Source organism: Sphingomonas sp. CCH21-G11 (genome assembly GCF_001555965.1).
Taxonomy (GTDB): domain Bacteria; phylum Pseudomonadota; class Alphaproteobacteria; order Sphingomonadales; family Sphingomonadaceae; genus Sphingomonas.
Window position 1 is genome coordinate 168,486 of the sequence record NZ_LSHX01000029.1, and the last position, 26,645, is coordinate 195,130.

The window sequence follows — 26,645 nt, forward strand, 5'->3', positions numbered from 1 at the left end:
GCGACTCGCCGTCCGCGCGGACGGTCAGAAGTTGAAGCGTACACCTGCGTAGATGCGCCTGGAGCCGGATTCGAAGCGAAGCGGCAATTCCCGGAACTGGAGAAACGCGGACTGATCAGACTTGGTGAGGTTGATGCCTTCCATGAACACGTTGAACATCGGGGTCACCTGATAGCTGATTTGCCCGTCGAGCTGACCGTAAGGGCGCTGATAGATTCCTAGCGTCCGCGTCGTTCCGCCGTCGGAGAAGCCGAAATTGCCCAAATAGGCTTCGGATCGCCAGGAATAGGACGCGCGCGCCGCAAAGCCGTAATTCTCGTAATAAATCTGGCCGTTGGCGGAGTGGCGCGACACGCCAGGCAGGGGCAACCCTTCATCAAAGTCGTTGAACCCGTCGGTCGAGGTGTCGGAGAAGGTGTAGTTGGCGGTGAAGCCGAGCCCGAACGGGAAGGCATATTGCGCCGCGACCTCGAACCCGCGCACCTGCCCGCCCGTGCCGTTCACCGGTTGCGCAACCGGGCCCAGTCGGCCGCCGGCCTGATCGCTGACGAATGTGGGGACCGTCTGAGTGACAATGAAGGAATCGACTTCCTTCCAGAACCCGGCAATGGACAACAGGCCCTGGCGGCCGAAATAATACTCATAGGCGGCGTCGAACTGATAGGCCCGATATGGCTCCAGCTCAGGATTGCCGCGGCTCCCGCTGGTGAAGGTGAACAGATTGGTCTGCGGATCGCGCGTGAAGTCGGTCGCGAAGCCGCGGCCAAGGCTGAACAGGTCCTGGCGCGCGACGACCCGGGCCGCCGAGAAGCGCACCTTCTGCCGGTCGTCGATACTCGCCACGACGTTCAGGCTGGGGAGGAAATCGGTGTAGCTGCGGTCGAAGGTGGTTGTCTCGAAATCGCGGACCACGCCGTTCCAGCTATCCGTCCCGAAATAGACCGGGTCGGCGACGCCCTGGTTCTGATCAACCCTGAGCTTGGTGTCGACGATGCGGACGCCGACATTGACATGGTAGGGATCGTCTTCGCTGCCGATATCAGCCATTACATAGCCGGACCGCGTTTCCTCACGCACGAAGAAGCTCTGGATCGGATCCTCAAAGAACGCGAACGGCTTGTCAGGGAAAAGCCCCTGGATCCAGGCGAGCGCGTCCGTCATCTGGGCGCGGTTCTGGACGAGCACCTGATCGCCCTGGACCACGCCGCCGCCGGCGAAATTCTTGATGAGCTCCACCCGATCGGGCGCGTCGGTGAACGTCTGGAACGGCGTCATGACTGGCGGCGAGTTGCCGAACCGGTTGTCGCAGCCGCGCTGCTGCGGGTTCTGCTGCGCAACCGGGATTTCGCAAGCCTTGAAGCCGATCGCACCGTCGAGGAAGTAGGTATAGGGCGTCCAGTTGTACCCGAGCTGCGAACCGTCGGGCTCACCCATGCCGCTGATGTCGGCGAGATAGCGACCCGAGGTGAAATCGATGTTGCGCCGCCCATACCGGAACCCGGCGCTGACGGTGATGGCATTGGTGTCGCTGTCATCGATGTCCCAGGCCATATCGGCGCGGAATGACTGCCCGTCGATCTCCGACCGATCGCCAAAGGCCCAGTGCGACTTGAAGTACCCATAGGCGGGGTTGGTGAACAGGTCCTGCGGACTGCCCGATGCGATCCCGAACGATGGAAACTTCCCATCGCGGTTGTCATAGGTGAAATCGAAGGTGGCGGGCGCTGCGGGGTTTGCGGGCTGGTGTGAAAAGCCGGTCGGGCTGGATGGGTTCGCGGTCGGCACGGCATAGGCGGTGTAGCGCACGTCATTGTTCGCGACGTTGCGTGTCAGGTCACCCTGTGAGTAAGTCGCGGCGACGTTCAGCCGGAAATTGCGCTTGTTGTCGAACTTGACGGTGAACTGTGCATTGTCCGACGTGGTGTTCGAAACATCGACGAACGAGATCGCTTCGGCCGACTGGGCGCGCATCGTGCCCTGTTGGAGGACGCCGTCGTCGTCGATCGAGAACCCGCCCTGGAGGCCGCGCGCCTCGCCCTGCGCGAACGGGAATTTGAGCGACGCTTCTCGCGTGTCGACCTTGTAGTCCGAGTGGAAGAACTGGCCGGCGAGTTCCAGCTCGTCGGTCGGCCGCCAGGTGACGCCGAGCGATCCGCCCCACCGCTCCCGGCGAATGTCGCGGTCGGTGACATAGCGATATTCGGGGGCGTAATAGTTCGGCACGGTGGCCGAATCGACTCGATTGGCGAACGCCCAGTTGCCGCGATTTTCGCCGCCGAGCACATTATTGTGCTGGTTGACCCGGTCATAGCTCAGCGACGCGATGATGCCGAAACGATCGTCAAAGTTGTAGCCCACCACCAATGCGCCGGTGGGCTTCCAGCCGCTGATCTCGCTGCCCTTGTTGACGCGCGCGTTGCCGCCCAGCGTCAGGCCCGGCTTCAGGTCGAGCGCGCCGCGAGTTTTGAGGTCGATGATGCCGCCGAGGCCGCCCTCAAGCAGCGACGCGTTGGGCGATTTATAGACGTCCACCCCGCCGATCAGCTCGGACGGCACGCCTTCGAGGCTGTCGTTCCGGGTAAAGTTACCCTCGCCGACCTTGAAGGCTTCGAGGCCGGTGACGAACAATTCGCCGTTCAACACGGTGACGTTCTGGTCCAGGCCGCGAATCCGTACCCGGGTACCCTGTCCGTTTTCCCGGTCGATCTGAATGCCGGGCAGCCGCTGGAGCGACTCGGTAATGTTCTGGTCGGGAAACTTGCCGATGTCCTCCGCCGTGACCGATTCGATGATCAGGTTGGAGTTGCGCTTGGCGTTCAACGCACTTGCAAGCGACTCGCGGAATCCGGTGACGATGATGTCCTGCGTCGCGGCATCGTCCTGCGACGCGGGCTCTTCCTGCGCTGGTGCCGTATCCTGCGGCACCGCCGCATTCGTATCCTGCGCATGTGCGGGCACGCTGCACGCGACCGCGAGGATCCATGTAGCCGATACGATGTTCAGCCGCGCTTTGAATGAAAAGCCCCTCATATATCCTCCTCCCAAGCCAGCCCCGGTCGTGCGCTGCCGGGGTCCACGCCAAATCAACGCGCCTTTTGTCCTACGTTGACATCGCATTGTCAACGCTGTCATTACAGCTCGCAAGCTTAGAGCAGAAAAAGCTGGGAGAATGGAATGCGCCGATCGGCACTGTCATTTTGCGCGATGGGGCTGGCTGTTCTGGCGAGTTTGCCGGCCGTACCGGTCGCCGCGCAGCAGGAGCCAGCCGTGCAGCCCGAAAAATGGCCGGCGCCGACCTGGCCCCGTCCGCGCGACCCTGCCGTGGAGCAACGGATCGCCGACCTGATCGATCGCATGACGCTGGAGGAGAAGGTCGGGCAAGTCATCCAGGCCGACATCGCCAGCGTCACGCCCGAAGAGGTGCGGCGCTATCATCTCGGCTCGATCCTGAACGGCGGCAACAGCGGGCCCGGCGGCGACGATCTGGCACCGCCGGCGAAGTGGCTCGAACTCGCCGACGAGATGTGGACGGCATCGGTCGATCGGACGGGCGGGCGGACGGGCGTTCCCGTGCTGTGGGGTACCGACGCGGTTCACGGGCACAGCAACATCGTTGGTGCCACGCTGTTCCCGCACAATATCGGGCTTGGCGCCGCGAATGATCCCGATCTGATCGAGCGGATCGGTCGCGCCACCGCGATCGAGATCCGCACCACCGGACAGGAATGGACCTTCGCACCGACACTGACCGTGCCACAGGATTACCGCTGGGGCCGCGCCTATGAGGGCTATTCGTCCGACCCCGCGCTGGTCAGCCTCTATGCCGACCGGATGGTCCGGGGGCTTCAGGGCGAACCGGGCGACACCCCGCTGCTCGACGGGCCGCACGTCCTGGCCAGCACCAAGCATTTCATCGCCGATGGCGGCACCACCGAGGGCCGCGACCAGGGCGACGCGGCGATTTCCGAAGACGATCTGCGCCGCGTCCACGGTGCGCCGTATCAGCAGGCGATCTCCGCCGGCGTCGGCACGATCATGACGAGCTTCTCCAGCTGGCAGGGTACCAAGATCGCCGGCCACAAGGGGCTTGTGACCGACGTGCTGAAGAAGCGCATGAATTTCGACGGCTTCGTCGTGACCGACTGGAATGCGCACGGTCAGATCGCCGGCTGCACTAATGCAAGCTGCCCACGCGCGATCAACGCCGGGGTCGACATGTACATGGCGCCCGATACCTGGCGCGCGCTGTACGACTCGCTGCTTGCCCAGGCGAAAGACGGCACCGTGCCGATCGCGCAGCTGGACGAAGCGGTGCGCCGCGTCCTGCGGGTCAAGGCCTGGATCGGGCTGCTTGACGCGCCCAAGCCATCCGAACGGGCGTTCTCCGGGCGCTTCGAGCTGCTGGGCGCGCCCGATCACCGTGCCCTGGCGCGCGAGGCCGTCGCCAAATCGCTCGTCCTGCTCAAACGCCGGGACGCCGTGCTGCCGCTTCGCCCCGGTGGCCGCATCCTGGTGGTTGGCGAGGCTGCGGACGATATCGCTCGCCAGTCCGGCGGCTGGACGCTGTCGTGGCAGGGCACCGGGCTGACCAACGCCCACTTTCCCGGCGCGACATCGATCTGGTCGGCGATCGCGGATGCCGCCCGGCAGGGTGGCGGCACTGCGGCGCTTGCCCTGGATGGCCGCTGGCAGGGCCCCAAGCCCGATGTGGCGGTGGTCGTGTTCGGCGAGACGCCTTATGCCGAGTTCCAGGGCGACCTGAAGGCACTACAGCTTCGGCCCGAGCTGCGCGGCCATGTCGAGGTGATGCGCCGGCTGAAGTCGGCGGGCATTCCAATCGTCGCGGTGATGCTCACCGGACGACCGCTGTTCATCAATCCCGAACTCAACCTGGCGGACGCACTGGTCGTCGCGTGGCTCCCCGGTTCCGAAGGCGCGGGGGTCGCCGATGGCCTGTTCGGGCGCACACCCTTTACCGGTCGGCTTCCGGCGGACTGGCCGCTTACCGCACAGGCCGACGGACCCGTCCTGTTTCGGCGCGGCTTCGGCCCGGCGCCGGCAGCGACGTGGCGGCCGCTGCCCGAGGCCTCCGGCGTGGCCGAAACCGGCGCCGTCGGCGTCTTCTTCGACGCTGGCCGACCGTCGCCGTCCTGGTCGTTCCAGATCAGCGACGCGACGGGCAACAGCACCCGCGTCACCCAGGTGCCGACCGTCGCGCCGGATAGTCGCGTGCAGGTGACGGCAGTCGATCATCTACGCCAGGAGGATGCCCGTCGCGTCGCGATGGCGGGCGGTGCCGCGCAAATCGTCGAGCTGACCACCCAGATGCCTGTCGATCTGTCGCGTGAGACGAATGGCGACGTGATGCTGGTCCTGACGATTCGCGTTGAGCAGCCGTCCTCGGCACCCGTGCGGGCGCTGGTCGGCTGCGGAGTCGGGTGCGGCGCAGCGGTGCCGTTGCCAGAACTGTCGCAGCCCTCGCCCAAGGGCTGGCAGCGGATCGGCATCCCCCTCAAATGCTTCGCCCGGGCCGGCGCGGACATGAGCCGGATCGACGCCCCGTTTCGGATAGCAACCGCTGGCGCGCTGACGTTCAGCCTGTCGCGTGTGGCGCTCGGGACGGATGCGGACGTGATCTCCACATGCGGCGACAGGCCAAAGTAGCTGCATCGATCGAAACCGGTCGACATGCGAACGGCGTCGAAACAATACGCGCCAGTCCAACGCCCGCCGTCAGCAATCGGCCGCAAATCTGTCGTCCACGCGCCCCATAGCGATTGTCTGCTTTCCGGGGCTGAATGCCAAAAGCGGTCTATCCGCAATTGATGCTGTGGACGGCTCTCCATCCCACCTGCGGTAATATCGCGGGGTTGAGCTGGAAGGAGAGCCACGATGGAGAAGGTTGCGACGATCGGCCTGGATATCGCGAAGTCGGTATTTCAGGTGCATGGAGTGGGTGCGGATGGCAAGGTTCTGATCCGCCGCCGGCTGACGCGAGCGAGGATGCTGCCTTTCTTCGCGAAGCTGCCGCGCTGTCTCGTGGGCATCGAGGCGTGCAACAACTCGCACTATTGGGCACGCGAGCTGATCGCCCTTGGTCACGACGTGAAGCTGATGCCGGCGCAGTATGTGAAGCCCTATGTGAAGCGCGGGAAGAACGACGCTGCCGATGCCGAGGCGATCTGTGAGGCTGTAACCAGGCCCAGCATGCGCTTCGTTGCCGTTAAGAGCGCAGAGCAGCAGAGCCTGATGATGCTGCACCGGGTGCGGCTGATGCTGAACCGCCAGCGCACGCAGATATCGAACGCGATCCGTGCCCACGTCTCGGAGTTCGGTGTCGTGGCTCCCGTTGGCAGGCTCGGCGTTGACCGGCTGCTCGAGGTCGTTGCTGATGCAAGCGATGATCGCATCCCCGAGGATGCGCGTCTCTGTCTCCAGATGCTGGCAGCGCAGCTCGAAGTCGTGAAGCAGCAGATCCTTGAGAACGATCGGCGCGTACTTGCCAGCGCGCGGCGAACCGAGCTCGGGCGCAGGCTGATGGATATCCCGGGCGTGGGGCCGCTCCTGGCGAGCGCGTTCGTCGCCTCGGTCGCCGATCCCACCATGTTTAGAACAGGCCGCGATCTGGCTGCCTGGATCGGTCTCGTACCCAAGCAAAACTCTTCTGGCGGCAAGGATCGGCTCGGCAGCATCACGCGTGCCGGCAATCGCTATCTCCGGCAGATGCTCGTTGTCGGCGCCATGGCAGTCATCCGTTACGCGCAGCGACACGGCACAAAGCGGCCTTGGCTAGTGCGACTGCTCGCACGGCGCCCTACCAAGGTTGCAGCGGTAGCGCTCGCCAACAAGAACGCACGGATGGTCTGGGCGCTGATGACCAGCGGCGAACGCTATCGCGAACCGATGCCGATGGCGGCGTAGACATCAGCGCGAGGCTCGCGCTTACGAGGTTGGGAAGGGCAAAGAGGAGTTGATGCACAAAGCCGGTTGAAACCGCCGGATCGGGAAAACCCATTTTGGGCCGTGGCGCTTCGAGCGCGAGCTATAGGTCGGGACCCGATTCGCGCGAAAGGCATCATGGCCAGCGGCGCATGTCAAAGCCGCATCGAAAGGCCGGACACATGGCCGCCTCGACCAGCGAAACGCAGCGCTTCGAAAAACTCCTTGCCAACGGAGGGCCGTCCACACACGGCCCAGTAGCTGCCATCATAGCGTCGGGGCCCCTGAACCGGCCGAAATTGGGCCGGAACCGGACTAGCAGCTTTAGGAGCGGGCAGACCGCATCGACCGACCGCTTCCGATCCCAAAGAGGCCGCCTTGATGAACAGGAAAGTTGCAGCGCCGGGGGTGACATACGTCATGTCGTTGCGCTGACGTCGGGCACTGCTGCGCCATGTGGTGGCGGGCTAGATCGGGCTCCACAGTCAGGAGGACGATCATGCTGCCCAACCCTTCATCGACCATCGCTTCGCTAGAAGCCGCGACCAAGGCATATGGCGCGCACCGCGTGCTTGATGGTTTCGACTTCGCGCTTGAGGCCGGATCGGTCACTGCGCTGCTTGGCCCCAATGGGGCCGGCAAAACCACCGTTGCGGGGCTGCTGACCGGTCGCTTGCGAGCCGATGCAGGCACGGTCAACCTCTTCGGCCGCGATCCCTCTGACCCGTTGGCCCGGGCGCGCATTGGGGTCATGCTGCAGGCGGGTGGCCTGCCCGACACCCTGACCGTGGCCGAAGCGGTCAATCTGCACGCGGGCTATTTCGCCCGCCGCCTGCCGACCGCAGCGGTGCTCGAGCAGGCGGGCCTCACCGCACTGTCGGGCCGCCGCTGCGATCGGCTGTCGGGCGGCGAGGCGCGCAAAGTACAGTTCGCCATGGCGATTGCCGGGTCGCCGGATCTGCTGGTGCTGGACGAACCGACCACCGGCTTCGACCCCGAATCCCGCCGGGCGATGTGGGACGTTGTCCGCGCCAAGGCTGATATGGGCACCGCCGTCCTGCTCGCCACGCACCATATGGACGAGGCCGACGCGCTGGCTGACCGTATCGTGGTGATCGCCGATGGCCGCATCGTGGCCGATGGCGCTCCGGCCGCGATCAAGGCGAGGGTGGCGGCGACCGCGATCCGGCTGCGCACGCGGCTGGCGGCAGACCGCTTCCGCGCGCTGCCCGGAGTGGTCAAAGCCGAGACAGTCGGCGCAGACCTTTCGCTGCTGACCACCGCGCCGCGCCTGACGCTGGAGGCCGCCTTCGCGATCGACCCGGCCCTCGCCCATTTCGAAGTCACCGGGGCAAGCCTTGAAGATGCCCTCGCCAATCTTGTCCAGTCCAACCGCACAACCGCTCTGAAGGAGGCCGCATGATGACCACCGCGCTGATCGCCCCCGCACCCGCGGTCTATGCCCGCGAAAGCTGGGCCGAGATCGTCAAGTCGGCGCGGATGCCGCAATTCATCATCCCCACCATCGCCCTGCCGCCCGCCTTCTACGCCCTGTTCGCGCTCGCGATGGGGCAGGGCAGCGCGGAAGGCGCGACCCGCGCGCTGGCCACCTTCGGGGTGTTTGCGGTGATGGGCCCGGCGCTGTTCGGCTTCGGTGCGAACATTGCTGCCGAACGGGAAAGCGGGCAGCTTGAGCTGAAGCGCCTCTCGCCCATGCCCGCAGGCGCGCAGATCGCCGCCAAGCTGGCTGCGACCGCCGCCTTCAGCTTGGTCGCCTTCGTGCTGCTTTATGGGCTGGGACTGGCGGGGGGCGTCGCCCTTACCGCATCGCAGTGGGCGATGCTCGTTTGCGTCCACACCCTCGCCATCATCCCCTTCGCGCTGATCGGGCTTGGCATCGGCTACCGCCTTGGCCAGAAAGGCGCGATTGCGGTGGCCAATATCGTGTTTCTGGCGCTGGCCGTGCTGGGGGGCCTGTGGATGCCGATTGCCGTGCTGCCCGATGCGATGCAGGCCATCGCCTGGGCCTTGCCGTCCTATCACCTTGGCGAAATGGCGCTGATGGCGGCAGGTAAGCGTGAAGCGTCCAACCTGTCGCTCCACGCCGGGCCGCTGGTGCTGATCACGCTGGCCGCTGCGCTGTTCGCCTGGACGGGCGAGAAGGCGCAGGCGAGGTAAGATGGCCAAGGCCGAGCAAAACGCAAAAGCTGGGGGCCGGGTGCTCAGGTGGGAAGCCATCGACCATCCGGCCATCTGGCTTGCCTACCTGCCGCTGTTCTTCATCCCATGGGCCATCAAGCTGCCGAGCACGGTGCAGATGATCGCAGCCGGGATTGGCTTGGCGATGTTTCTGGGGGTCTATTTCCTGTCGCTGAAGGCGGGGGGCTGGCAGCTGATCGGCTTTGCCTTGGCCGCCTTGCTGCTGTCCTTCGCGCTGGCCTTCACGGGCAGCAACTGGACGGTGATCGCGGTCTATGCGGCTGCGATGATCGCCGAACTGCGCCCGGCCTGGCGGGCGGGCCTCGGGGTTGGCGCCTTTGCGGCGGCCAGCGCGGGGCTGGCGTTGGCGACGGGGCAGCCGGCGTCTTACTGGGTGCTGGGGGTGTTCCTGATGATCATGGTCGGCATCGGCAACATCTCGCGCGGCGCCTTGCAGGACAAGAACCGCGCGCTTGCCGCCGCACAGGGCGAGGTGCGCCAGTTCGCCGCCGCGGCCGAGCGTGAGCGGATCGGGCGCGATCTGCATGATCTGCTGGGCCGTACGCTGACCCTCATTGCGCTCAAGGCCGATCTCGCCGCCCGGCTGGCTGACAGCGCGCCTGACAAGGCGGCGGACGAAATGCGCGACATCGCCGCCGCCGCGCGCGAGGGGCTGGCCGAAGTGCGCGCTGCTGTCAGCGGGATGACGGGCGCGAGCCTTATGCGTGAGATCGCCGGGTCCAAGGTGGCCCTCGCCGCCGCCGGGATCGCCTGCGAGGTCGAGGGCGAGGCCGAGGCCATCGATCCCGGCACCAGTGCAGTGCTGGCCATGGCGCTGCGTGAGGCGGTGACCAACGTGATCCGCCATTCGGGCGCGCGCACCTGCCGCATCGCGCTGATCCAGCGGGCGGGCGGGCTGGAGCTGAAGGTCAGCGATGATGGCGATGGGCAGGCGGTGCGCCCCGGCGGCGGGCTGGCGGGCCTGACCGCGCGTCTCACCGCAGCAGGCGGCGAACTGGCGGTCGAGGGCGACCCGTGCGGCACCCGCCTCACCGCGCGCCTGCCGCAAGGGGCGCTCGCATGATCCGCCTCGTGATCGCCGAGGATCAGGCGCTGGTGCTGGGCGCGCTGGCAACGCTGCTCTCGCTGGAAGGCGATATCGACATCATCGCCCGCGTCGGCGATGGTGCCGCTGCGCTCGAAGCTGTGCGAGCGCATAAGCCCGATATCCTCCTCTCCGATATCGAGATGCCGCAGATGACCGGCCTCGACGTCGCCGAAGCCATCGCGCGGGAGGGACTGACGTCTCGCGTGCTGATCGTCACCACCTTTGGCCGTGCAGGATATTTGCGGCGCGCGATGGATGCAGGCGTGCGCGGCTATTTGCTCAAGGACACACCCGCCGATGCGCTGGCCGCCGCAATCCGCAAGGTAGCCGCAGGAGGGCGAGCGATTGCGCCGGAACTAGCCGAACTCGCCTGGGACGCGCCCGCCAACCCCCTGACAGACCGCGAGCGCGATGTGCTGCGGTTGGCCGATGAAGGCCACTCGAACAAGGAAATCGCCCGCCAGCTTGATCTGTCCCCCGGCACGGTGCGAAATTACCTCTCCGAAGCTTCAGCCAAACTATTTGCCACCAGCCGCATCGAAGCCGGCCGCGTCGCGCGCGAAAAAGGCTGGCTTTGACGCGCGCCATGACGCTTGTCACCTCCGCGCGCTGACACCCCGCACTGCCGCCGCCGCCGCAGATGCGGCACTCCCTCAAGCAATAAGGGAGTTTGCCGATGAGATGGAAGAACGCAGCGATGGTGACGGCGGGGATTGCCGCCTTGCTGGGCGGGGCGGCGCTGTTCAAGGTGCAGGCGCCGGAGCGCTACGGCCTGCCGGAGATCGAGGTGCTTGCCCCCGGCGCGACCGGCAAGCGAGTCGCGCAGGGCGAGCTTTTCGGCAACTACTTTCCCGCGCAGGGCCCGGATGCCGGCCCCGGCCCGCACCCGGCGGTTCTGCTGCTCGGCGGATCGGAAGGGGGTCTGGGCAGCGGTGCGCGCCAGATGGCGCTGGCCCTGCAGCAAGAGGGCTTTGCGGTCTTCCAGATCGCGTACTTCGGCGCGCCGGGCCAGACCGATGCGCTTGAGGGGATCCGGCTCGAATTGTTCGACAAGGGGCTCGATTGGCTCAAGACCCAGCCCGGGGTCGATGCAACGCGGATCGCGGTGATGGGCGCATCCAAGGGAGCGGAGGCCGCGCTCCTGGTCGCCGCGCGCCGCTCCGATGTGGCCGCCGTGGTCGCTGGGATGCCGACCAGCGTGGCTTGGAATGGGATCAACTGGGCCAGCGGCGGGCAGAGCGACCGCTCCTCGTGGACAGCGGGCGGCAAGGAAGTGCCGACCATGCCGTTTGGCGACTGGGATCAGGCCGATGGTATCATCAGCGTCTATCGCACGATCGAGGACCCGGCGCGTCAGACCGAGGCGGACCGCGCCGCGATCCCGATCGAACGGGGCCGGGCCGAAGTGCTGCTGGTGTGCGGCGAGGCGGAAACCATGTGGCCCGCCTGCCCGATGTCGCGGCAGGTCGCCGCGCGCAGCAAGGCCCGCTCCGGTCCGCCTGTCACCGTGCTTTCCTACAAGGATGCCGGCCATTTCGTGTTCGGCCCGCCGATCGCGCGCGATCATCGCTTTTATCCGCGGCTTGGAGAATATGGCGGCAGCGTGGAAGGCAATGCCGCAGCCCGCGCCAATAGCTGGCCGCAAGTCATCGCTTTTCTGAGGCGCGCTATGGTGGATACCTGAACAACTTCGGCAAGGCTGATCCGGCGCTGGTACGTGAAGGCCGACGATCCGTTCGCGGTCGTTCGATCGGCCCACCGCAGCGCGCGCGGTCTGCAGCTAACCCTCGACGCGTCACACAGTGCCGACCTGATAATGCGGCTTGCGGACCACGAGATCATCCTTGATCGAACCGCCGACAGCGTCGCCGTCCTCTTGCTGATTATCTCCCCGCCAGCGGAGGTCGTCATCTCGTCGTTCCAGCGCAACGACATCCGCCACAGCCTGATCGGGTGCTGATCGCTGCACTGCGCAAGGCGCATGCCATGCTCGGCGCAGAGCGCGGCCTGCCGACCCTGGATGCCGCACCGACCTCGCCCTACGACCGCAACATCCGGCGGCTCGCATTCCTCGCACCTGACATCCAGCGGGCGATCCTCGATGGACGCCAGCCGCACCATCTCAACCTGAAAGCACTCAAGCATGTCGAGCTGCCGCTGAACTGGTCGCGGCAGCGCGAGATGCTGCGGTTCCGCAAGTAGCAGAGTGCCTGTTCCTGCGAACAAACAATCTGATATTGTCGATTAAATGCCCTGTTCGGGCGATTAACAGGAAAACGTCTTTGCTGCCGCGGAGAATACGGAAAAGGCGGAGTTTTCTCAGGCCACACCGCGAACGGGTCACTTAAAACGGCCTGATCTGGGCCTCAAATTCACTTTTTTCCCCTGTTATTTCTTGTTTATCAGGTAAACCGAACCGATGCAGGGGCGGCCAGAGACGGGCCACGCAAATGCCGCTTGATATCGCGGAAGAGACGGCCAGATAGATGCGGCCATTACGGTTTGGCGATCGCAAACCGGCCTGTTCCGCGGCTTTGTAGCATTTCCCTCAAAGCGGAGACGAGTGCTGGGGGTGGGTGGCGGAGCGGGAGTCTGCAGTCGTAGATGCTAAGCTGTTCCATAGCGTTCCTAAAATGTCTGTTATTCAACATGATATTAATTATTCTATCCTGCCCGTTCCACAACGTTCCAGCATATTCCTAGAGAATATGTTGGGTGCTATGTTGGTTTGATGAGCGGACACAAACCGGCCGGACGGCATCAAGAGAAGCGGCTCACCGCCGCCTCGGTCAAAGCGATCAATGATCCGGGGATGTATGGCGACGGCAACGGTCTTTATTTGAAGGTCGATCCATCTGGTGCGAAGCGCTGGGTGCAGCGACTTGTCGTGCGAGGGAAGCGACGAGACATAGGACTCGGTTCAACGGGCTTGGTCAGCCTTGCAGAAGCCCGTGAAAGGGCCTTGGAGCAGCGAAAGGTCGCGCGTGGCGGTGGAGACCCTATTGCCGCCAGAAAGCGCTTACAGGCCATCCCTGCGGTTCGTGAGGCGGCTGAGACGGTTCAATCGCTGGCAAAGCCCAACTGGCGCAATGAAAAGCACGCCGATCAATGGCTTCAGACACTTGTAACCTATGCCTTTCCAAAGATCGGCGATCGACGCATTGACACGATCGATAGCGGGGACATCCTTGCAGTGCTCATGCCGATTTGGAACACAAGGCCTGAGACGGCGCGGAGAGTGAAGCAACGGCTGGGTGCTGTGCTCAAATACGCCGTTGCGCAGGGATGGCGCTCAGACAATCCAGCTGACGCAATCGGCTCAGTTCTGCCAAAGCATGATCGATCGAAGGTGAAACACCATAGGGCGTTGCCCTATGGTGACGTGTCTAAGGCGTTAGCGACCATTCGCGCGAGCAGCGCGGCCCAGTCTACCAAGCTCGCGCTCGAATTCCTTGCGCTCACCGCCACGCGATCAGGCGAAGTGCGCGGCGCGCGATGGGCTGAGATCGACATGGATCATCATACCTGGATTATTCCAAAAGAGAGGATGAAGGCGAAAAAGGAACACCGCGTTCCGCTAAGTCGGCCTTGCATGACGATCTTAGCCCACGCCCACCTGCTTAGGCAGTCTGATACGCCAGCCGATGAACTAGTGTTCAAATCGCCGGGCACGGGCAAGCCGTTATCTGACAACACGCTATCAAAGCTGATGCGCGAGCTAAGCATCCCAGCCGTGCCTCACGGCTTTCGTTCGTCATTCCGAGATTGGGCTGGCGAAAAAACGAATCACCCGCGTGAGGTGATCGAGTTTGCACTGGCGCACGTAACCAAAGACAAGGCTGAAGCTGCCTATGCGCGGTCTGACCTTCTGGTGAAGCGAAAAAAGTTGATGGAGGATTGGGCGCGCTATCTCACTGAAGAAGCGGCAAAATATTTGTTATAATGACTTCAAATATTTGTCTAAATCATTGTAAATAAAAGGCTTTGACAAGGCGCCGCCGTTGCCATCAAGCCGGTTCCACGAAAGGAGAACTGGCATGTTGCGAATGATCCGCCGTAAGGAAGTCGAACAGTTAACTGGCCTAAGCCGCAGCACTATTTATGTGCTCATGAGTAAAGGGAAATTTCCTTATCCTACCAAGATTGCCACTCGAGCAGTTGCTTGGCGTTCTGATATTATTGAACAGTGGATTTATAATCGCCCCTCTGATGGAGGGATGAAATGAATAATCCTGTTTCCATCAGTTTTTCTGTCAGTGGCGATCAATTTGAAACCTTGAGAAATTACATTATCGCATATTTGAAGAAACACGGATTCACTTTGATAAGCACTAATTGCTATTTTCATTATGACAAATCGGTATATCAATGCGAAGCAATTGAAGATGATATAAAAATTATGTGTGATTTATTTAATGATGCGGAACTTGTCTCTCTGTCAATTAGGTCGGCCCGTGGCTTTTGTATCGATAAATACTTCAAACAAGGATATAACTCCACCTTCCGCTAGGGTGATATACTAAGAAGGAATAATGTTAGAATACATTCTAATAACCTAAATAGATAATCAGTGCGGAAGTAACCCTAGAACCTTATTCATCCCCGTTTAATCTAACTACTTTTGCTTTATCTCTTGAAAAGATAAAGATGGAAGCCAATCCATGTATGATATCTGATTGTCGTATCAGAACGATATCACCCGTTTTCACTAGGTTAGCTTATTCCTTGAACCGGTTCCCGGTCGGCAGGAGGGTCGGAAGGTAAAGTCCCCCCGGGGATTATGATGATTTTGCTTTTCATAGACCGCCGGGGTCTGAGCACATAGGCCTTAGCCGTCGCTAAACAGATTATCCCGATCCACCACGCCAAAGCGGCAAATCAACAAAGCCTGGTTTGGATTTCAGTTGTTCCAACCGCTGGAAAGCGTCAACGGCGAAATAATAACAATTCGTCCACAAAATATCAATATATCACTACAAATATGTTTAAGTTAACTTGTATAAACATTTATAAACACAATTTGTTTTTAAAATCTGTAATTTTGGATACACAGTCTACATTCTAGCATGTGAGCTTAGCGATTGTCTTCGGAGAGTCATGACAGCAATATTGTCACAGGTCGGATTTATATCTAGGACTTCGACATTCTATGGTGCAAAAATGCGGTTCTTCGTCGAAGCAACGGGTAACGGTGAAGGAGGTCCAGCATGTATGATAGCTTTTGGGTGCGTGCCCCCTTCTTGTCGTGGCTGAGCATCAGCTAAGATCGCTCGAAACCGTCCAAACCATAAATCCACCTTGCCTGTCAGCTTCTGAAACGCGGGATCGTGCGGCACTGCTAGTGCTGCCCCGAATGGGATCGAAAAGCACGGCGAATACAGATCGTTCACATACAGCTTTAAAGCCAGCTCCACGCGTTCTTGGCTCTGTGAGGTCGAGCTTGTTTTTGCACCGATGAGGAGTCCCCCGACCGGACCGGCGATCAGCGTTCCTAGAGCAGCCCCACCGGTGCTAATCTTACCTTTTGTGGTCGTTAGCGTCGTGCCGTTTCGATCCACCTCTGCTGCCACCAACTGACTGAAGTGATACAGGCGTGGCCTGTGGCCGGGTAAGGTGATCGCAAACAGCTCGGATTTGGGTGCAATCGCCACGCCCGGCCCCACGACGGCCGGAAACATCATGGTTTCGTGGAAATCCCCGAGCTTTTGAAGCTCCGCTAGTTGTTCGTCGGTCGCCTGCTTCGTGGTCTCGGCGACCATATGCTCCAGCTGCCCTTTCGCGAGCACGAGAAACACACTCAAACCGATCACACATATCAAACCGAACGTTAGTATCTCATACATCAGCAATACCCCCGACCATCGGCGACAACGTCCAAGATATGTCCCCATCATGGGGACGCTTGCAAGGCGAGATAGGTGCGTAGCTCCTTTGAATTGGGGCAGCGGTTTTGCAGCGGGGATGGGTCGTATCGGAGGACTACCGCGCCTTGATCGCGGCCATCGCTCAGTTACGGCAGGAGCTGGGTATCAGCCAACGCGAGCTGGCACGCAGGATCAAACGACCGCCCTCGTTTATAAACAAGATCGAGCTATATGAACGCCGACTAGACATTTTAGAGTTCATTGTGATTGCCGAGGCGCTTGGGATGCGCCCCGACACGCTGATTGGAGCGATCAGAACGAACTTGCCCGGGTCGCTGACCTTGTAGATCAAATGCCCGCAAGTGCGCGATAAACGCTTCCACGTCCGATTTTTAGCTGACGGGCAATTTCAGTGGGTGCCACCCCTTCAGCCCTAAGCTCGCGCACGCGCTCGACCGGCACGGACGGCTTCCGGCCCTTATAGACACCAGCCGCCTTGGCCTTGCTAATTCCTTCCATCTGGCGCTCACGCCGCAAGGCAGTTTCGAACTGCGCGAAGACTCCCAACATTTGCAGGAACGCTATTCCGGCAGGCGTGGCGGTGTCGATCGGCTGTTCGGTCGCACGAAGAAAAGCACCCCTGGCCTTCAGCTCCGCTACAATCTTTTCAAGGTCAGCCACGGACCTTGCGAGACGATCGATCCGAGTGACCATCAGCGTGTCACCCGAACGTATGAAAGAAAGCACTGTTTCTAGCTCGACACGCCCCGCTGTGGTTGTTCCGCTTCGTTTCTCGGTCCGCACAATCGTGCAACCTGCTGCCTCTAGGGCAGCGACTTGAACCGAACAGTCCTGATCGTCACTGCTGACACGTGCATATCCAATTATTGTCGCCATGCCCAATATGTCCCATTAGCCTCTAGACCACGCAACAATGGCGTCCCATAAGTCAAGAGTCAAGCCTATTGGGACACGGAGGTTGTTCGATGAACCCGTTCGATATGGGTATGCCCTTTTCGGAACCTTCCTCCAAAGCGGTGTTAACGAATGTGATAACTAGGCTTGCGCGCTAGCTCTCATTGTGATGCCTTAAATGCGGAGGGGATCAGAATGGATAGAGCAAAGGCGACTGGCATATTCCGAGAGCTGCACGGACAGGAAATCTCCGGATGGTCAATTACAAAACTTCTAGACAATGGTAAGTCTGCAGCGGTGTTTCGCGGCGAGAAGGAGGGGGCTGAAGCCGCAATCAAAATATTTGATACCGATTTGATAAATCGCTTTGGCGATGATGCTTTAATGGCTCGATCCGAGCGAGAGAAGAAACTTATTAACCATGATCACCCCCACCTAGTGAGAATGCTCGACGCCGGAGTAGACGAGAAGTTTGGATACCATTTTCTGGCAATGGAATTTGTTCAAGGGAAAAGCTTGGCAGATTGCTTAGAGTATGTTCCCGAAAATAATATTGCTCTCCTGATCGAGCAGCTCGCTTCAGCAGCGCAGTTTCTTGAAGGACTCGAGTTAGCTCATAGAGATATAAAGCCGGCCAATATCATGATCTCGCCGGATTTCCAAAGATTGACGCTACTTGATCTAGGCGTATTGAAGCCATTTGGGGAGAGCGGGCTGACCGATCATGGAAGCCAGACTCTATTTATCGGAACAAATCAATATGCTTCGCCAGAGTTCGCCCTACGAAAAGAAGTCGACGATCAAGACGGGTGGCGAGCTCTTTCTTTCTATCAAATAGGAGCAGTACTTCATGATCTTATCATGAAGAGACCAATATTTGAGCAACATTTGGGCGTTCCCGCTCGGCTAGCCCACGCTGTCCAATCTGAAGTGGTTCAGATTAGGTCTGCTACCGTAGCACCCTGGCTGGTCACTTTGGCACAAAATTGCTTGGTAAAATCCCCAGAAACCCGCCTCCGTCTAGTGCGCTGGGAAAGCTTCGCTGCGAGGGCGCCTAAAACGGATATGGCGCTGGAGCTACGTGAACGAATCCGACAGCGCGTGGCTGCAGCAACAACCATTCAAGAAGAGACGAAGCGCTATCAGTCGCCGATGGGCGATGCTGACGACCCCCTAGGGAGGATGACTGCAAATTTGTTGCAAGACTTGATGAGAACTATCGGTCGGACCGACCTGCAGTTGGGAAGGCGCATTGTCTATGAGGTTCCCGATCATAGAGCGATAAGATGCGACTTTGAGCCGTCCGAGCGAGCCGGCATTCCTAACGGCCTAACGGTTTGCTTTCGTTTTGAGGTGAGCGACCCAGCTAGTCGCGTCGTCCGCCTAACCGGTTGCCATGCCGCTTCAGCGGGTCGCGATTGGCAGCCTGGCGGATGGGATACTGTATTCGAGGGGCCTTTTGACGAGACAGGAATAGAAGATGCTGTGGGAATATTTGTCTTAACGGGTATGGACGAAGCGCAAGTTGCCGCTCTAGAACGGAGGGCCGAATAATGGAGGCGTCTTGGTGGACCCGAACGGATCAATTGGATGATGAGCAGAAGGATGTAATTGCGCTGCCTTTGCAAGGCAGTTTCCTTGTTATTGGTCCTCCTGGGTCTGGGAAAACAAATCTTCTTTTGCTTAGGGCTGCTTTTATGCAGGCTAAAGGGAGGAATAACTACCAGGTGCTTACGTTTGGCAGAGTTTTGAAAGAATTCCTTGTAAACGGAACTGATGCTAATAATGTGGAGCCCGAGCGAATACGAACATACCGCATGTGGGCAGGTGATGTGTTACGCGAATATGGCATAGAGATTTCGACGCAGGCCGATTTTGACACCGTTAGACAGGAAATATTAAAGGGCCTTCAGGGGTTATCGGATGATGAGGTGCTGGACCATAAGCTAGACTGCCTGTTGTTAGATGAGGCCCAGGACTACTCGAAGCCCGAGATTGAGCAATTGGTCCGCTTCGCGGATCATATATTTGCAGCCGGTGACTCCAATCAGGCGATATATCGGGATTCGCAGGCACTGAATGCCTTGACGGTGCATTGCGATGAGGTGCGCTATCTCTCTTATCACTATCGCAACGGCAGGAAGATATGCCGGGTCGCAGACGGAATCCGGGGGATGGTTGGGAAAAGGGAAGGGCTTGAGGCGGCCTCCCAATATGATGAAATCGCGATCCCCTCTGAGGTGATCGCGTTTCCCAGTGAGTCGCTCGATGCGCAGGTAAATCGAGCCATTCCGATCATAGCGGATCAGCTGCGGGCATATCCTACTGCGTTTATTGGCGTGATTTGCCCGCTGAAGCGCGATCTGCAGGAGGTGCACGCATCCCTTGCGCGCTCTTACCTGGCTGAATCGATACAGTTGCAAATGTTTGAGACTGGTTATTCGCCGTTAGACCCGGAGCGGAGGGTGCTGGTGGGGACCGTCCACGGCGCTAAGGGGCTGGAATTTCGCGCTGTTCATCTGTTGGCCGCTGATGGCATTGGGCGCTTTCCGAAAAATCGGACTAAGATCGCCTACACTGCAGTGACGCGGGCCAAAACGAGCCTTGCAATATATCGTGAGGGAGCGCTCACTGGCCGCTTGGAGAACGGATTGTCCGCCCTAGAGCCTGCGCCGGCGAGCGTTGACCTCGACTCACTTTTCAAGAGCTGATGGCCATGATTTTCCACCTTTCCGATCGCCGAGGGCTGCTAGACTTTCTCTCCTCGCGAGATCAGGGCACGCGAGTCACGGTGGGCAAAGCCCGCTCCCCTCATGAACTAATTACCGCACTGCAAAGCACTGGAAAAGATGATGCTCTACTTCTGGTGTGGGATAGTGAGGCAGGCTTAGATAGTTTTTTTGAAACCTTTGTAATTGTCGTTGCAGATGAAGGTTACGATGAGTTCTTGGCTTGGACGCACACTTATATTGGTGAATACAAGCCATTTACTAGTTTTTTTCGAGTTATCCGGGGATCGGATATTGAGCGCTTCGACGTTTTTAATATTCCCCAGCCTTGGCTACCAAGGAAAGTATTGGACGCGCTTGCTGCGGTATCCATCGCCGAGGCGGTTTTGCAAATAGGCGCGAGAGGGCGCGGCCCATCGGTCCAGAACTGTGTTCTGACCTTTTCGTTTGCTGCTTTAAAAGGGCTATATAGCGGCCTTCATCCAGCACAAATTGTTGACCTTGCTGAGCGCTGGGATGGTATTCGCCAATTAGGCGGCAGCGCACCTAGGCTGTCGGCCAACGATGCCCTGTCCTTTTGGTTGATCGCCACCAGCGCTTTTCTTCCTGGGCCTGAATCGGATCGCGGCGATGATTGGATGGCGCTCCTGGAAGCGCTTGTGCGGAACACGCTTATGGACACGCGTAGCTTAGCAAAAACGGGGGCCTGGACAAAATTCCCGGATATAGGCGCTTCCATAAATGCGTTTGATGAAGCTTCTGGCTTGCCGAGAGAGCAGCAGATACGTGTTATGGATCGTGCAACGGATAGTATTAAATCTTCCTCTGCTCCAAGACCTCTGAAGGACGCAATTCTAGGTTGGCTGGTTGCTAAGCTTGGTGATGGATCTATGGAATATCTTCAGCTCACGTTGGAATTCGGTGAGGAGTATACTTGTGCTCCTCTATGGTTTGCGTTCTTCTGCGGATTCCAAAATAACTTTGATGGTATGACCTATAGAAACGCGCTAGGGAGGCATTTGGTTAGGCGTGCAGCGGTTAGGCGGAGTGCCTTCGATAAATCCAACGTATTCATGAGCTACGATGAGATGAACCTTGTAAGTGGAGCAAAGAATATCGATTATATTCAGAACACATTTGGATCAATATTTGAAGTGGAGTTGCTGCCATCTGTATCTGTGCCCGTGCCGAACCCATTTCGCCGTTCTGAAGAGGAAGGTTCGCGACGCACCGAATCGGTTGATCAAGTGCGGGTTTCTCGCCTGCTGCGAGAGGCCCTCTTTCTCCTTGACCGGCCCGAGCGCCAGGATCGGTCTCCGTCCAAGCCGCGATCAGATGATCTGTTTCAAAACACTCCGCCAAAGCCACGGCTAGGCGGTAAGCGTCGGAAGACGACATAGCCAGCTTTTTCGTGTTGGGCGAAATGTTGGTGATGCGAAGCCCGCCCGAGAAAAACGTATTAATAACAATGGTCTGAAAGAGTTGGTGGCGGAGCGGGAGGGATTCGAACCCTCGATACGGTTTTGCCGTATACTCACTTTCCAGGCGAGCGCCTTCGACCACTCGGCCACCGCTCCGCATCGAACCTGGTCGGTCGCCGCATGGCGGGTGGAGACCCGGGTTCGCAATCCAATCGCGCTGGAAGCGGCTGCACCTATCGTGCGGGGCGGGCTTTCGCAAGCGATTGCCGCGTGCCATGCTGACGGCCATGTTCACGCTCTCGCTTGCCATGCTGCTCGCCCTGCAGAGCCAGGGCCAAGCCGCCACGCCGCAACCCGCTGCGCTCGCGCCGACCGAAATCGTCGCGGCCGCGCCGGCAGCAGAGTGGCGGGCGATCGCGCCGGATGATCTGCTGGTGATGACGCTCGCGCCCGACCGCAACGGGTCGACCCGTCGTGTCGTCATCCAGCTTATGCCCGCGCCTTTTTCCCAGCCCTGGGTCGCCAACATCCGCACGCTTGCCCGTGCACGCTGGTGGGACGGACTGGCAGTGGTGCGCGTCCAGGACAATTATGTCGCCCAATGGGGCGATCCCGATGGCGAGGACCCCGTCAAGGCCAAGCCGCTGCCGGCGGCGCTGATGAAAGCCACCGAAGCGGAATATTCGGTGCGACGCGCCGCCTTTTTTGCCTGGACGCAACATTTGCGGGAAGCCCGTGCTGAAATGGCGGGGTCCGCAACAGATACCTTGTCCATGGAAGATCGGCTCAAACGCCTAGCCGAGACATCGCGCGGCGATTCGTTCGCCTTTGATGCGGGCTGGCGCGACGGATGGCCTATCGCCGCCGACTTGACCCGGATGTGGCCCGTGCATTGTTACGGAATGGTGGGCGTCGGTCGCAATCTGTCACCCGATACCGGCACGGGGGCGGAACTCTATACGGTCATCGGCCATGCGCCCCGCCACCTCGACCGCAATATCGCGCTGGTCGGCCGCGTGATCGAGGGGATCGAGCATCTGTCCAGCCTGCCGCGCGGCACCGGCTCGCTTGGTTTCTATGAAAAAGCGGAAGAGCGCGTGCCGATCCTGTCCGTCCAGCTGGCAAGCGAGTTGCCGACCGACGCGCAGCCCAAGTTCCAGGTGCTGGACACCGACAGCACAAGCTTTCTTCGCTACGCGGAGGCGCGCGCCAATCGCCGCGATCCGTTTTTCATCCGGCCGGCCGGCGGTGCCGATATCTGCAACATACCGGTGCCGGTGCGCCGGGCGCGCTGACGTCCAGAGACGCAGGCGCACCCGGCAGGGCGATCACGAAGGGCTATTCCGCCGCCACGCCGGCGCGGCTGAACATGTCGCCTTCGCTGCCGGGATCCTCGTTGGCGGCGGGGGCCACCTTGATCTTCTGGCGCTTGTCGAAGCTCGCCCACACCTCGTTCCAGTTGCCGCGCGTCGCCGCCTTCGAATATTCGGTCGCGCGGGTTTCGAAGAAATTGGCGTGCTCGACCCCGTTGAGCAGCGGCGCGAGCCAGGGCAGCGGATGCTCGTCGATCAGATAGATCGGCTTGAGCCCGAGCTGGCCCAGCCGCCAGTCGGCGATGTAGCGGATATACTTCTTGATTTCCTTGGGCGCCATGCCATTGACCGGCCCCATTTCAAAGGCGAGGTCGATGAACGCATCCTCCAGCCGCACCGTCGTCTGGCACATGTCCATGATCTCGTCCTTGACCGACTTGGTCAGGCAGTCGCGTTCCTTGACAAAGGCATGGAACAGCCGGACGATGCCTTCGCAGTGCAGGCTTTCGTCGCGCACCGACCAGCTGACGATCTGGCCCATGCCCTTCATCTTGTTGAAGCGCGGGAAGTTCATCAGCATCGCGAACGACGCGAACAGCTGCAGCCCTTCGGTAAAGCCGCCGAACATCGCCAGCGTCTTGGCAATGTCCTCGTCATTGTCGACGCCGAACTTCTGCAGATAGTCGTGCTTGTCGCGCATTTCCTGATATTCCAGGAACATGCCATACTCGCTCTCGGGCATCCCGATCGTGTCGAGCAGGTGCGAATAGGCGGCGATGTGCACGGTTTCCATGTTGCTGAACGCCGCCAGCATCATCTTGATCTCGGTCGGCTTGAACACCCGGCCATATTTGTCGTGATAGCAGTCCTGCACCTCGACATCGGCCTGGGTGAAGAAGCGGAAAATCTGCGTGAGCAGGTTGCGCTCATGCTCGGTCAGCTTCTGCGCCCAGTCGCGGCAATCCTCGCCCAGCGGCACTTCCTCGGGCATCCAATGAATCTGCTGCTGACGCTTCCAGAACTCGTACGCCCACGGATATTCGAAGGGCTTGTAGGTCTTGCGGGCTTCGAGAAGGGACATGGGATCGGTCCTTGGGCTTGCTTAGGTGTTGAACAGATAGATGGTGGCAAAGCCACCAAGGAACAGGCCGAGCGCGGCCAGCATCATGCCGGCGATGCGCGCGGCGTAACGCGCAGGCTCATCGCGCACGCCGAACGCCGCGGGACGGGCGAGCAGCGCAAGGCCGCTGGTCCCGGCGACGGCGGCGACGCCGAACTGGATGGCGAGCGCGCGGGTCACCGCTCATTCTCGATCACGCGCCCGCGCCGCGCAGGGACGAAGCGGTCGACATAGACGGTGCGCGACTGGCGCGCGCCGACCCCGAACACGACGATGCCCAGGAAATAGCCGAAATCATTCCAGCCGCCATTGTTGCGCACGGCATAGATCGCGACCCTGGGCAGGAACAGCGACGCGACCCAGGCGAGCGGAAAGATGAAGCCGTGCCACAACCCGAGCAGGAACCCCGGCGCATCGGGGACGACCGCGCTCCCCACCTGCCGCGCGCATGCGGCGAGCGGGAGGAGAAGAGTCACCGTAAATGGACTAGTTGGCAGCCTCACTTTGTTTTTCGAGCTCTTTCAAATATATAACATCGTTGTTATCAGCGACGGCCAGACAAGGCGTTACTTAAAATACCTCCGAGACTTCTATTCGCTTTGCAATTTAAAGCCCTGAGGTTTTCGGCGGCGTCATGACCTCCTAGCGCACGAGGTTGGATATGATCGACTTCCCATCCGAACGTGTGATTAAAGTCGCCATACTTATCCCAACGCATCAGGTTACCATAATCATCGACGCGAACGTCGCCTCCACCTGCACTAGCCACCTCAAGAACGCTGGCCGATCTACTGGCGCGCCAAGCTCGTAATTTACGTACTTCTGAGTTGGAAACCCCTAACCCAATACCCAAAGGGACATTTCCGTAAATTCCAGTATTATTTGCCATGTCTAAGCTCCTTCCCGCTAGGAAAGTCTCACCTCACTGGCACGCCAGGCATTCGTCGTAATCAGTGCTCTCGCCCAGATCGAACTTCGGCTTCTCGATCGTGTTGTCGGCCTCCACCCCGCCGGCGAAGCCCGCGCGCTGGACCGACTTTGAGCGCAGATAATAGAGCGACTTGATGCCCAGTTCCCACGCGCGGAAATGGAGCATCAGCAGATCCCACTTCTCGACATCGGCCGGGATGAACAGATTGAGCGACTGCGCCTGGTCGATATAGGGCGCACGGTCGCCGGCGAGTTCGAGGATCCAGCGCTGGTCGATCTCGAACGACGTCTTGTAGACATCCTTCTCCTCGGTGCTGAGGAAATCGAGATGCTGGACCGACCCGCCCTTTTCCAGGATCGAGTTCCACACCGCATCGGAATTCTTCGACTTCTCGCTGAGAAGCCGCTCGAGATACGGGTTCTTGATCGAAAAGCTGCCCGACAGCGTCTTGTGCGTGTAGATATTGGCCGGGATCGGCTCGATGCACGCGCTGGTGCCGCCGCAGATGATGCTGATCGACGCGGTCGGCGCGATCGCCATCTTGCAGCTGAAACGCTCCATCACCCCCATGTCGGCGGCGTCGGGGCACGGCCCGCGCTCGACCGCGAGCTGCATCGACGCCTCGTCGACCTGCGCCTTGATCTGGCGGAAGATCTTGAGGTTCCAGCTCTTCGCCATCGCGCCCTCGAACGGCAGCCCGCGCGCCTGGAGGAAGCTGTGAAAGCCCATGACGCCCAGCCCCACCGAGCGTTCGCGCATCGCCGAATAGCGGGCACGCGCCATTTCCTCGGGCGCACGCTCGATATAGTCGGTGAGCACATTGTCGAGGAAGCGCATCACGTCCTCGACGAACTGCTTGTCGTCCTTCCACTCGTCCCAGGTTTCGAGGTTGAGCGAGGACAGGCAGCACACCGCGGTGCGATCGTTGCCGAGATGGTCACGGCCGGTCGGCAGCGTGATTTCGCTGCACAGGTTGGAGGTCGAGACCTTCAGCCCCTGATCGCGGTGATGCTTGGGCATCGCCTTGTTCACATGGTCGCTGAACACGATGTACGGCTCGCCGGTCGCCAGCCGGGTTTCGACCAGCTTCTGGAACAGTGCGCGCGCGTCGACCTTGCCGCGCACCGATCCGTCCTTGGGGCTCTTCAGCTCCCATTCGGCACCGTCGCGCACCGCTTCCATGAACGCGTCGGGAATGAGGACGCCATGGTGCAGGTTGAGCGCCTTGCGGTTGAAGTCGCCGGAGGGTTTGCGGATTTCCAGGAACTCCTCGATCTCCGGGTGCGAGATGTCGAGATAGCAGGCGGCCGATCCGCGGCGCAGCGACCCCTGCGAGATCGCGAGGGTCAGTGAGTCCATGACGCGGACGAACGGAATGATGCCGCTGGTCTTGCCGTTGAGGCCGACCGGCTCGCCGATGCCGCGCACCGCGCCCCAATAGGTGCCGATGCCGCCGCCGCGCGAGGCGAGCCAGACATTCTCGTTCCAGGTCTCGACAATGCCCTCCAGGCTGTCGGGCACCGAGTTGAGATAGCAGGAGATCGGCAGCCCCCGGCCGGTACCGCCGTTGGACAGGACCGGCGTCGCCGGCATGAACCACAGCCGGGAGATATAGTCGTACAGCCGCTGGGCGTGCGCGGCATCGTCCGCATAGGCCGACGCGACGCGGACGAACAGGTCCTGGAACGTCTCACCGGGCAGCAGATAGCGGTCCTTCAGCGTTTCCTTGCCGAAATCGGTCAGCAGCGCGTCGCGCGAATGATCGACCTCCACCGGGTACATGCGCGGCGCAATCGATTTTGAATCGGCGACCGGACGCGCCGTGTCGGCAGCAGCGGGCGCATTGGTGGTAATGGTGTCGTTCACGCGCTCGTCCTGCGTTTCCCTGAAATCCATGCCTTCCACCCCGTTCCTTGTCCGTTCGACTCGGGGCCTGCGCCCCATGCTATGCTCTTGGCGGGGGAAGCGCGAGAACAAAAAGTGTCCATCGCCGTGCCGGAGGGCGCGTTCGCCCTCGCCCACGATATAGGATCGCGGACAAGCGTTTACCAGCAATTGGGTCGTTTCCCCCGTCCCAACCACTATAGATTGTGCCAACACGAATCC

General features: G+C 60.5%; 25 protein-coding genes and 1 tRNA gene. 17 read left to right on the forward strand and 9 right to left on the reverse strand.

From position 1 onward, the window contains the following. Nucleotides 1-24: 24 nt before the first annotated feature. Nucleotides 25-3,030 carry a TonB-dependent receptor gene (locus AX676_RS07265; protein WP_066477901.1) on the reverse strand — a complete coding sequence of 1,002 codons (3,006 nt, stop codon included), beginning with the start codon at nucleotides 3,028-3,030 and terminating at the stop codon, nucleotides 25-27. 144 nt (nucleotides 3,031-3,174) lie between these two features. Here AX676_RS07265 and AX676_RS07270 point away from each other — a divergent pair, with 144 nt between their 5' ends. From AX676_RS07270 to AX676_RS17730, 12 genes are all read left to right on the forward strand, one after another. Then, nucleotides 3,175-5,664: a glycoside hydrolase family 3 protein gene (locus AX676_RS07270; RefSeq protein ID WP_066477902.1), complete on the forward strand. Its 2,490-nt coding sequence runs from the start codon at nucleotides 3,175-3,177 to the stop codon at nucleotides 5,662-5,664. A 228-nt stretch (nucleotides 5,665-5,892) separates the two neighbouring features. Continuing rightward, nucleotides 5,893-6,921, forward strand: coding sequence for an IS110 family transposase (locus AX676_RS07275; RefSeq protein WP_066477903.1), 1,029 nt, complete (start codon nucleotides 5,893-5,895; stop codon nucleotides 6,919-6,921). A gap of 586 nt (nucleotides 6,922-7,507) precedes the next feature. Then, entirely contained in the window at nucleotides 7,508-8,362 is an 855-nt protein-coding gene (locus AX676_RS07280; RefSeq protein ID WP_197417795.1) for an ABC transporter ATP-binding protein, read from the forward strand. Then, on the forward strand, nucleotides 8,359-9,117 hold the full coding sequence (locus AX676_RS07285; protein WP_197417061.1) for an ABC transporter permease: 759 nt from the start codon (nucleotides 8,359-8,361) through the stop codon (nucleotides 9,115-9,117). The genes AX676_RS07280 and AX676_RS07285 overlap by 4 nt, the downstream gene beginning before the upstream one ends. 1 nt (nucleotide 9,118) lies before the next feature. Continuing rightward, nucleotides 9,119-10,222 carry a sensor histidine kinase gene (locus tag AX676_RS07290; RefSeq protein WP_156437670.1) on the forward strand — a complete coding sequence of 368 codons (1,104 nt, stop codon included), beginning with the start codon at nucleotides 9,119-9,121 and terminating at the stop codon, nucleotides 10,220-10,222. Continuing rightward, a complete protein-coding gene (locus tag AX676_RS07295) occupies nucleotides 10,219-10,824 on the forward strand; it encodes a response regulator transcription factor (RefSeq protein WP_066477905.1) in 606 nt (201 codons plus the stop codon). The genes AX676_RS07290 and AX676_RS07295 overlap by 4 nt, the downstream gene beginning before the upstream one ends. A gap of 143 nt (nucleotides 10,825-10,967) precedes the next feature. Continuing rightward, the gene (locus AX676_RS07300; RefSeq protein WP_197417060.1) at nucleotides 10,968-11,930 is read left to right on the forward strand and encodes an acyl-CoA thioester hydrolase/BAAT C-terminal domain-containing protein; all 963 of its coding nucleotides are present in this window, start codon (nucleotides 10,968-10,970) and stop codon (nucleotides 11,928-11,930) included. A 33-nt stretch (nucleotides 11,931-11,963) separates the two neighbouring features. Then, a complete protein-coding gene (locus tag AX676_RS07305) occupies nucleotides 11,964-12,206 on the forward strand; it encodes a hypothetical protein (RefSeq protein WP_066477910.1) in 243 nt (80 codons plus the stop codon). Next, nucleotides 12,200-12,448 carry a hypothetical protein gene (locus AX676_RS07310; RefSeq protein ID WP_066477913.1) on the forward strand — a complete coding sequence of 83 codons (249 nt, stop codon included), beginning with the start codon at nucleotides 12,200-12,202 and terminating at the stop codon, nucleotides 12,446-12,448. Before AX676_RS07305 ends, AX676_RS07310 begins: the two co-directional genes overlap by 7 nt. Before the next feature lie 529 nt (nucleotides 12,449-12,977). Further along, nucleotides 12,978-14,189, forward strand: coding sequence for a tyrosine-type recombinase/integrase (locus AX676_RS07315; RefSeq protein ID WP_066477917.1), 1,212 nt, complete (start codon nucleotides 12,978-12,980; stop codon nucleotides 14,187-14,189). A gap of 94 nt (nucleotides 14,190-14,283) precedes the next feature. Continuing rightward, nucleotides 14,284-14,472, forward strand: a complete 189-nt coding sequence (locus AX676_RS17220; RefSeq protein WP_082731109.1) for a helix-turn-helix transcriptional regulator — start codon at nucleotides 14,284-14,286, stop codon at nucleotides 14,470-14,472. Continuing rightward, on the forward strand, nucleotides 14,469-14,756 hold the full coding sequence (locus tag AX676_RS17730) for a hypothetical protein (RefSeq protein ID WP_156437671.1): 288 nt from the start codon (nucleotides 14,469-14,471) through the stop codon (nucleotides 14,754-14,756). Before AX676_RS17220 ends, AX676_RS17730 begins: the two co-directional genes overlap by 4 nt. Nucleotides 14,757-15,393: 637 nt before the next feature. Here AX676_RS17730 and AX676_RS17735 read toward each other — a convergent pair. Continuing rightward, nucleotides 15,394-16,089 (reverse strand): hypothetical protein, encoded by a 696-nt coding sequence (locus tag AX676_RS17735; RefSeq protein ID WP_156437672.1) that lies wholly within the window; start codon nucleotides 16,087-16,089, stop codon nucleotides 15,394-15,396. Between the two features lie 146 nt (nucleotides 16,090-16,235). Between AX676_RS17735 and AX676_RS07320 the strand changes: the two genes are divergently transcribed. Further along, a complete protein-coding gene (locus tag AX676_RS07320) occupies nucleotides 16,236-16,457 on the forward strand; it encodes a helix-turn-helix domain-containing protein (protein ID WP_197417052.1) in 222 nt (73 codons plus the stop codon). 1 nt (nucleotide 16,458) lies between these two features. Here AX676_RS07320 and AX676_RS07325 read toward each other — a convergent pair whose 3' ends face one another. After that, entirely contained in the window at nucleotides 16,459-17,007 is a 549-nt protein-coding gene (locus tag AX676_RS07325; RefSeq protein ID WP_066477922.1) for a recombinase family protein, read from the reverse strand. A gap of 213 nt (nucleotides 17,008-17,220) precedes the next feature. On the opposite strand from AX676_RS07325, the gene AX676_RS17225 reads away from it, so the two are divergent. The 3 genes from AX676_RS17225 to AX676_RS17740 are packed head-to-tail and all read left to right on the forward strand — an operon-like array spanning nucleotide 17,221 to nucleotide 21,154. Then, nucleotides 17,221-18,579 (forward strand): protein kinase domain-containing protein, encoded by a 1,359-nt coding sequence (locus AX676_RS17225; RefSeq protein WP_082731111.1) that lies wholly within the window; start codon nucleotides 17,221-17,223, stop codon nucleotides 18,577-18,579. Next, nucleotides 18,579-19,736, forward strand: a complete 1,158-nt coding sequence (locus AX676_RS07330; protein ID WP_082731112.1) for an ATP-binding domain-containing protein — start codon at nucleotides 18,579-18,581, stop codon at nucleotides 19,734-19,736. Before AX676_RS17225 ends, AX676_RS07330 begins: the two co-directional genes overlap by 1 nt. Next, entirely contained in the window at nucleotides 19,736-21,154 is a 1,419-nt protein-coding gene (locus AX676_RS17740) for a hypothetical protein (protein ID WP_156437673.1), read from the forward strand. Before AX676_RS07330 ends, AX676_RS17740 begins: the two co-directional genes overlap by 1 nt. Before the next feature lie 86 nt (nucleotides 21,155-21,240). Here the strand turns inward: AX676_RS17740 and AX676_RS07335 are convergent. Then, nucleotides 21,241-21,331: transfer RNA gene (locus AX676_RS07335), tRNA-Ser, on the reverse strand. Between the two features lie 119 nt (nucleotides 21,332-21,450). Here AX676_RS07335 and AX676_RS07340 point away from each other — a divergent pair. After that, nucleotides 21,451-22,470 carry a peptidylprolyl isomerase gene (locus AX676_RS07340; RefSeq protein WP_066477926.1) on the forward strand — a complete coding sequence of 340 codons (1,020 nt, stop codon included), beginning with the start codon at nucleotides 21,451-21,453 and terminating at the stop codon, nucleotides 22,468-22,470. Between the two features lie 43 nt (nucleotides 22,471-22,513). Here the strand turns inward: AX676_RS07340 and AX676_RS07345 are convergent, their stop codons facing one another. The 5 genes from AX676_RS07345 to AX676_RS07360 all read right to left on the reverse strand — a co-directional run bounded on the left by AX676_RS07345 (nucleotide 22,514) and on the right by AX676_RS07360 (nucleotide 26,435). Beyond that, nucleotides 22,514-23,569, reverse strand: a complete 1,056-nt coding sequence (locus AX676_RS07345) for a ribonucleotide-diphosphate reductase subunit beta (RefSeq protein ID WP_066477928.1) — start codon at nucleotides 23,567-23,569, stop codon at nucleotides 22,514-22,516. 21 nt (nucleotides 23,570-23,590) lie between these two features. Next, nucleotides 23,591-23,788: a hypothetical protein gene (locus AX676_RS07350; protein WP_066477931.1), complete on the reverse strand. Its 198-nt coding sequence runs from the start codon at nucleotides 23,786-23,788 to the stop codon at nucleotides 23,591-23,593. Beyond that, a complete protein-coding gene (locus tag AX676_RS07355; RefSeq protein WP_231726012.1) occupies nucleotides 23,785-24,084 on the reverse strand; it encodes a hypothetical protein in 300 nt (99 codons plus the stop codon). The genes AX676_RS07350 and AX676_RS07355 overlap by 4 nt, the downstream gene beginning before the upstream one ends. Nucleotides 24,085-24,152: 68 nt before the next feature. Continuing rightward, on the reverse strand, nucleotides 24,153-24,497 hold the full coding sequence (locus AX676_RS17745; protein ID WP_156437674.1) for an HNH endonuclease: 345 nt from the start codon (nucleotides 24,495-24,497) through the stop codon (nucleotides 24,153-24,155). A 33-nt stretch (nucleotides 24,498-24,530) separates the two neighbouring features. After that, nucleotides 24,531-26,435 carry a ribonucleoside-diphosphate reductase subunit alpha gene (locus AX676_RS07360; protein WP_066477935.1) on the reverse strand — a complete coding sequence of 635 codons (1,905 nt, stop codon included), beginning with the start codon at nucleotides 26,433-26,435 and terminating at the stop codon, nucleotides 24,531-24,533. Nucleotides 26,436-26,645: the final 210 nt, after the last annotated feature.